This is a genomic window from Leptolyngbya sp. FACHB-36 (genome assembly GCF_014695955.1).
In the GTDB taxonomy this organism is placed as follows: domain Bacteria; phylum Cyanobacteriota; class Cyanobacteriia; order Leptolyngbyales; family Leptolyngbyaceae; genus FACHB-36.
The window spans coordinates 1-6911 of the sequence record NZ_JACJPG010000644.1 but is presented as its reverse complement, the minus strand read 5'-3'; the positions used below and the strand labels follow the sequence as shown (position 1 = coordinate 6911).

Annotated in this window: 6 protein-coding genes and 1 pseudogene; 3 read left to right on the top strand and 4 right to left on the bottom strand. The window is 54.4% G+C overall.

The features are described 5' to 3' along the window. Nucleotides 1–542: 16S rRNA (guanine(527)-N(7))-methyltransferase RsmG (rsmG, locus tag H6F43_RS19780; protein WP_190344683.1), on the bottom strand; the 542-nt coding region annotated here is incomplete at its 3' end. Nucleotides 543–563: 21 nt separating this feature from the next. Beyond that, on the bottom strand, nt 564–1160 hold the full coding sequence (locus H6F43_RS19775; RefSeq protein ID WP_190344681.1) for a DUF4126 domain-containing protein: 597 nt from the start codon (nt 1158–1160) through the stop codon (nt 564–566). 431 nt (nt 1161–1591) lie between these two features. Between H6F43_RS19775 and H6F43_RS19770 the strand changes: the two genes are divergently transcribed. Together H6F43_RS19770 and H6F43_RS19765 are read left to right on the top strand one after the other, a co-directional pair. Continuing rightward, entirely contained in the window at nt 1592–3007 is a 1416-nt protein-coding gene (locus tag H6F43_RS19770; protein WP_199290474.1) for a BCD family MFS transporter, read from the top strand. Between the two features lie 101 nt (nt 3008–3108). Further along, nucleotides 3109–5322 carry a tetratricopeptide repeat protein gene (locus H6F43_RS19765; protein WP_190344679.1) on the top strand — a complete coding sequence of 738 codons (2214 nt, stop codon included), beginning with the start codon at nt 3109–3111 and terminating at the stop codon, nt 5320–5322. Nucleotides 5323–5384: 62 nt separating this feature from the next. Here the strand turns inward: H6F43_RS19765 and H6F43_RS22015 are convergent, their stop codons facing one another. Beyond that, a complete protein-coding gene (locus H6F43_RS22015) occupies nt 5385–5543 on the bottom strand; it encodes a hypothetical protein (RefSeq protein ID WP_206754589.1) in 159 nt (52 codons plus the stop codon). Between the two features lie 490 nt (nt 5544–6033). On the opposite strand from H6F43_RS22015, the pseudogene H6F43_RS22440 reads away from it, so the two are divergent. Then, nucleotides 6034–6132 (top strand): annotated as a pseudogene (locus H6F43_RS22440) (IS5/IS1182 family transposase); the annotation flags it as partial. A 5-nt stretch (nt 6133–6137) separates the two neighbouring features. On the opposite strand, the gene H6F43_RS19760 reads toward H6F43_RS22440, so the two are convergent. Further along, nucleotides 6138–6911: AAA family ATPase (locus H6F43_RS19760; RefSeq protein ID WP_190344677.1), on the bottom strand; the 774-nt coding region annotated here is incomplete at its 5' end.

Sequence of the window (6911 nt, the reverse complement as noted above, 5' to 3'; positions counted from 1 at the left end):
CCCAACTTCAGCAGCGGCAGGGCATATTCGGCACAGACGTTAGCGGTGGCAACCGCCCGAATTAGCGCTAGATCATACTGCTGCCGATGCGCCGGATCGTGTCCCACCTGCTCAACGCGACCCACTAGCGCCGTGGCAGTCTTTATTTCAAGCTCCTCTAGCAGGCGATCGACAAACGCTATTTTCTTGCGCGTCGAGTCCAGCAGCGTTACGGTCCAAGTGGGTTGAGCAATGGCAATGGGAATTCCTGGAAAACCTGCTCCTGTGCCGATGTCGATCGCTCGCTGCGGCGAGTCCACCTGTAACAGGTCTCGGATGCCCCGCAGCGAATCCCACAGGTGCTTCTCCCAAAACTCCTGCGGCTCCGTAATTCGGGTCAGGTTGAGCTGCCGATTGCCCTCTAGAACAGCTTCATAAAGTCGCTGAAACTGTCTCTGCTGTTCAGGCGAGGGCTTCCAGACGATCGTCTGCTGCCAGAGTTCGTCCATTTCCGGCAGGATTGGCGTTTGCATCATTTTGAAATTTGGAAGGAGAGGAGTCATCGCTTGATCCTACTCCTCACTCTAATCCGGTTCCTGCTTATATCGCCTTGGTTCCCCTCGTGCCCCTGGTTTTGCCTGCGATCGATACCAGCGATGCCACTCCTTAGAGCTGCGAATCGCCAGCCACAAAAGCAGGAGGGCAATCAGCCCTCCCTGACTCGGCGCATCAAACGCAAACAGCACCAGTAAAACGCACAGCGTATCTTGAGCAAACATGACCCACAGCGGCACTCGACGCAGGCGATAGGACCAGCCAAGCTGCACCAGTTGCAGCACCAACGCCAGCAGTCCCCCCACACCTCCCAGCAGCCAAATTAACCAGGACGGCTCGCCGGCGGCTCGTGCCACTGCCATGCCTAAAATGGCACCAACAAACGGGCTAAACAGTAACTCGATCGCTTGCAGCAGCCGCTGACCCAATCGGCTCTTCGAGATGATTAACTCTGCCACAGACCAGAACGTAAGAATCCCCAACGCGATCGACGGCGTTATGTGCGACAGAACTGGCACTTGCGACCACAGCGCACCACCATAGAGCAACCCAATCACCAACAGTGGCAAAGCAATTCGGATGCCTGCCGCCGCCGACGCAGAGAGAGCAGCTAGAAGCTCAATCATAGAAATGGCTCGACAAAGACTCGGAGCGGGACACCAGCGCTGTGACTCAGCCCACACCAGTAGCAGATGCTTCTAGTTTGACGTGCTTCTGTCATTAACGCTGTCCTCTACCAACAATCTTCGGGATTATTGCCTGCCGTCCGCCTAGTTTAAAATCTGCCTCAAGCATAATCGGGTCAAGTGCACCCCTGATCGATTCCGTTTATCAGACCTGCCGACTGAATCGTGAAATTTGGCTATAAGTCAGACATAACCCCTACCTGAGCTAAAGCCTTCTTAGACGTGCCGCTAAAAATCAAATGATAAGCTGCTCAGCATCCGAGTACTCATGCAGCTGAGAGCGGTCGTGTCTGCTCAGTCTTGACGTACCGTTCCATCTCCATCTGCTAACGCTGGGGAAATGCACTGTTGAAATTTTCAGGCGATCGAGCATGAACACAACAAAAACGATTGCCAACTTGCCCAAAGTTGGCTTGCCAACAATGCTGCGGCTGGGTTTGTTTCAAATGGGGCTGAGCATGATGTCCATCTTGACGCTGGGCGTGCTTAACCGAGTCATGATTCAGGAGCTGGCGATCCCCGCCACGATCGTTGCCGGACTGGTTGCAATCCCCTTGTTTGTTTCTCCAGCGCGAATCTGGTTTGGTCAGCTATCTGACGCTAAGCGGCTGTTTGGCGGCTACCGCACAGGCTATATCTGGATGGGAGCCGCTGTACTGGCGATCGCCGCATTTCTCGCTGTGCAAGCGATGTGGCAGCTAGGCAGCGCTGTGCAAACGGCAGGCGGCTGGACTTGGGCACCGCACACGATCGGCTGGCTAGGACTGCTAGCGTTTGTTTTTGTCGTCTATGGATTAGCCATCAGCGCTAGCTCGACCGCTTTCATGGCGCTGCTTGTCGATATATCGGAAGCAGACAACCGCTCTAAGCTTGTTGGCATTGTGTGGTCAATGCTGATGGTGGGCGTTATTGTGGGGGCGGTTCTGAGCGGTAGCTTGCTGGGTCAATTGAGCACCGACTCCACGATCGAGACGTTGCAGGCGTCTGTAAATCGGCTGTTTACCGTTATTCCAGCGATCGTGGTGGGGCTAGCACTCGTTGCAACGGTGGGGATCGAGCGCACGTTTTCTAAATATTCCTCGCGTTCCACAGTCGTCGATCGAGAGGACGGCATCACGCTCGGTCGTGCTTGGCGAATCTTGACCGTGAATCCTCAAACGGCGCGGTTTTTCACCTTTTTGGTCGTGATGACCATCAGCTTGTTCATGATTGACCCCGTCATGGAGCCTTACGGCGGTCAGGTCTTTGGCATGCCTGTCTCCGAAAGCACGAGACTCAATGCGTTCGTTGGCATTGGCACGCTGATTAGTTTGAGCGCAACGGGCTTTTTCCTGGTGCCGCGCTTGGGCAAGCGCAGAACGGCTAAGCTTGGCTGTCTTTTAATTGCACTGGCGGTCGGACTGATTGGTCTCTCTGGATTTACGGCGAATCCTCGGCTACTGCAAGCATCCTTATTCCTGTTTGGTTTGGCAAACGGGATCATTACGACAGGCACCATCAGCTTAATGCTGGACCTGACCGCTGCTGAAACCGCAGGCACATTCATGGGTGCTTGGGGACTGGGACAGTCGACAGCTAGGGGGATTGCCGTGGTAACAGGCGGTGCCAGCCTAGATGTGGGTAAAAGCCTGTTTACGAACCCAGTGCTGGCGTATGGACTGGTATTCGCGCTCCAAGCGGTGGCAATGGTGTTTGCGATTTGGGTCCTGAACCGCGTGAATGTCAAAGAGGCTCGCACTAATCCCAAGCAGGCGATCGCCTCTGTCTTGGAAACTGAATTAGACTGAGCACACATTCACCTCAAGTCTCAGCCAGCAACTTTCCGGGTTTGCTGAATTCTCTCGGAATTTCTAATTAAGCTAATCGCTCAATTCTCCGAGTCACTGCTATGCGCCCGCCGACCGTTGCTGTTTACACGCTGGCTACCCTTACTGTACTGGATTTAACACCACACGCTCAACCGCCTGTTTCTTCATCAAGCACAGAACCCCAGACGGGGAACTTCTTCACCCTTAAGGCGGTGGCAGCCGTGCCAGTGAACGCGGTCGCCCCGCCGGAGACTCTTAGTCGAACCAATACGGTGAAAAAGGGTGCGCGATCGTTGAAAGACATCGAAACTCATTGGGCAAAGCCATACATTAAGGCGCTAGCGGCAGACGGTATCGTCAGTGGATTCGCAGATGGGACGTTTCGTCCGGACGCCCTCATTTCTGCTTCACACTTTAAAGGAATGCTGCGACGAGCAGCCGACAAGCACGGACTCCCTTTCCTGGTTGGCTATACCGATCGCCTCCTCTCTGGTCAGCAGGGCGCTCCAACCCTGATGGCGCTAGTCTCACCCAATCTGAATACTGGAACGCTAGAGCAGCTAGAAAACCGAGTCATTGAGTCCCAGTGGGACCCTGTCAGTACGGTAAATCCCTCGTCTAAGATGACCCGCGCCGAGGCGGTGTCGCTAATCTACAAGGCGCTGGCGCAGGCAGGAATTGTGCCAACCGTAACGCCGTCTGAGCAAACAGCGCCCACACTAGTTGCGAGTACTGCTTCGATCGCTGCCGTAGCAGTGTCTCAGAAGCGCCTGCCTGCCCCGCCGTCAGTTTCTACTGTGGCGAACAAACCGTCTGCCTCGCCTTCTATCAGCCCTGCACCAACTGGGACGCAAGCTGTCAAAGCGCCTGCTGTCTCTCAGTCGGCCCCTCAAGTAACCGACGACCGCGACGCTACATCCGAACAATTGACGCAGCGCTGCGAAGCCCTCTCAGACCAGGGCAACCAGGAGGGCGCGATCGTCGCCTGCGACCAAGCCCTTCAACTCAATCAAGCCTGGGGCAGCAAACGTGCGGTAGATGCCTGGAGCGGCAAAGGCAAAGCCTTCGAGCGTCTGGGACGACACGTGGATGCCAGCGCTGCTTACGAGCAGGCACTGGCGCAGGCACCCAACGATTCACCCATCTGGTCCGAGCAGTGTCGCGTTCTGTCCGAACTGGGTAATCAGGACGCCGCGATCGCCGCCTGCGATCGTTCCCTGACAGCAAATGCGAATTGGGGCGATCGCTCTCCTGCGCTTGCGTGGTCAAATCGTGCCTTGGCGCTAACTCGATCGAATCGCTATTCTGAAGCCGTCGCTGCCTACGATCGAGCATTGACAATCCTGCCAAAAGACGGAACGCTGTGGAATAAGCAGGGCATACTGTTCAGCAAGCTCGGTAAGCACACGCAAGCCCTCGCTGCCCATGAGCAAGCCCTCAAGTTAGACCCCAACTCTTCACTAGCGCTGAGCCACCGCAGTGCTGCTCTCAACAAGCTCGGCAGATATGAGGAAGCCCTTGCCGCTGCTCAACAAGCAATTGACGCGGATGCGCGCTGGGATGAACTGGGAATTGCTTACGCTTGGGATCAGCAGGGAACAGCGCTTGCAGGACTGCGCCGTCTGGACGACGCACTGGCGGCAGTCGATCGCGCCGTTACAATTCGCGCCGACTACCCAGAAGCCTGGAGCAACCGCGCCGTAATTCTGTGGCGTATGAATCAATACGCCCAAGCGTTGGCGTCTGCGGACCGTGCTGTGACCCTAAAGCCTGACTACTCCCAAGGCTGGTTCAACAAAGGTCGAATTCTCCGCACGCTGGAGCGCTACCCGGAGGCGATCGCAGCGTATGATCAAGCGCTCCGTGGCGATGTCAATCCTAGCGATAAGCCGACTCTAGCTGACATCTGGGCAAATCGAAGTGCTGTTCTCTGGCGAGTTGGTAAGTACCAGGACGCGCTAGCGTCTGCGGACAAAGCTGTGGAAACTGACCCAAAATCTGCGATCGGCTGGTTTAACCGGGGCGGCGTTTTGATGGCGCTAAAGCAGCCCCAGGAAGCCGTCAACGCTTATCGTCAAGCAACTCAGCTTGAGCCAAAAGATGGATATGCCTGGACGGGGCAGGGAATTGCGCTAGCGCGATCGAGCAAGTATCAGGAAGCGCTCGCCGCCCTCAACCAAGCGCTGAAACTTAATCCGAATCAAACCTTGGCGCGTCAGAGCCGCGACGCCGTGCAGCAAAAACTAAACGGTAAGAAAACCGCTCTCACTCCGCGACAGCTAGATCACGTGTAGGTAATATGGGCAATCTAACTACATGAACTTAGAGCAAGGAGCAAGAGTTAGCCGCGCTTAAGCTACCAGTTAGGAGCATGAATCATGGACAGCATTTGAGGCGCCAAGCGGGTTCCACCTCCAACTCGGCGTCCTGGAACACCTTCTCGCTCTGCCATTGCAGGGAGTGCGGAGAGAAAAAGCAACGCGACGACGGAGATTCCAACGGTAGCTTGATGCATAAGAGTTAACGGTAGATGCCCGACACTTCTCAGAATGACAAAACCTTACTAGACTTTCCATCGTTAAATCACCTAACTCTATTTTGTTGGAGCTAATCTACCTAAAGATAGAGATTGGCTTTTTGCGTGAATTTACCAGTGAATAAAGGAATTCAGTCTTTCTGTGAGAAAACGGTACCATTTTTAATTTGAAGCCGTACCACTTGTGTCTGTATGTTAAGGGACCCATTCACTGAAGAATAGGTATTAACCTTATGTAAAGGTGAAGAAGTATAAAGCAACGAAGTACTGCCAAAAGCGGCAGTCTCAACTTGTTCAACCTGCACCAAAATAGTGCATTCTCTCATGTTTTTAGGCTGCGCAAACCTCCTGGGAGCAGTGGTAAGAGATTGGTTCTTCATTTGTCAAACAGCGTGGTCAAAGGCGTGATTGCTGTCGAACGGTTTAAATTTAATTCTGTCTTGCTCGTTACAAGCATCTCGGAACTTCTGTGATTCCACCGCGCTCCAATCGCAAGCAACCACGAGATTACGATGCCCGCTCATACCAAGAGCAGCATTTGATTGAGTGTTGGTTCAACAAGCTCAAGCACCTTCACGCTTCGCGCTGCACCACGATAATGTTTTCCGTCACTTTTTCAAACGTATCATCGTGGCTAATTACGAACAGTTGACGGAACGTTTTAATGTTAGCGATCGCTTCTGCTAACTGTTCGCGGCGCGGTCGATCCATATTCGTGGTTGGCTCATCAAAAAAGGCGATGTCAACATCTGCTAACACCTTTAATAGTGCCAGTCGTACCGCCAGCGCGGCGCACATTTGCTCCCCACCAGAGAGGTTAACGAAGCGGCGATCGTGCGCTCCCTCGCGAACAATAATTTCGTAATCGCGGGTCCAATCCAGCGAAACATTCGGACGATTGAGCAACTCTCGAAACAAGCGGTCTGCCTCCCGCGAAATGCTGTGCAAATAGCGTTCGGTGATGCGCGGTCCAGCGTCTTTGTAGGCTTTACGAGCAAACTTGACGAAGCGATCAATCTTACGCTTCTTGTCAAGTGCAGCCTTCGCCTGAGTGCGTTTGGTACGAATCGCTTCCAGCTTCATCACCTGCTGGTCTAGCTCTTCCAAGTACTTCAGCATATCGGGCAGACGAGCGATGAGGGCAACACAGCGGCTGTTCACCTGCTGGTACATGTCCTGCACGCGCTGAAACCGATCGGGATCAAAGGTGCAGCGGAGGCGATCGACCTGCTCCGCCACCGTGCCTACGTGCTGTTCTAGCGTGTGACGCTGATCGAGTTCCGTCTGTAGCTGCTGCTGTCGCTCTCGCCGCGTGTTCGCCAGTTCCCGGTGCTTCAGGTAGACCTC

Coding starts and splice junctions, on each gene's coding strand:
- H6F43_RS19770 (WP_199290474.1), top strand. CDS start 1,592: ATGAACACAACAAAAACGATTGCCAACTTGCCCAAAGTTGGCTTGCCA.
- H6F43_RS19775 (WP_190344681.1), bottom strand. CDS start 1,160: ATGATTGAGCTTCTAGCTGCTCTCTCTGCGTCGGCGGCGGCAGGCATC.
- H6F43_RS19765 (WP_190344679.1), top strand. CDS start 3,109: ATGCGCCCGCCGACCGTTGCTGTTTACACGCTGGCTACCCTTACTGTA.
- H6F43_RS22015 (WP_206754589.1), bottom strand. CDS start 5,543: ATGCATCAAGCTACCGTTGGAATCTCCGTCGTCGCGTTGCTTTTTCTC.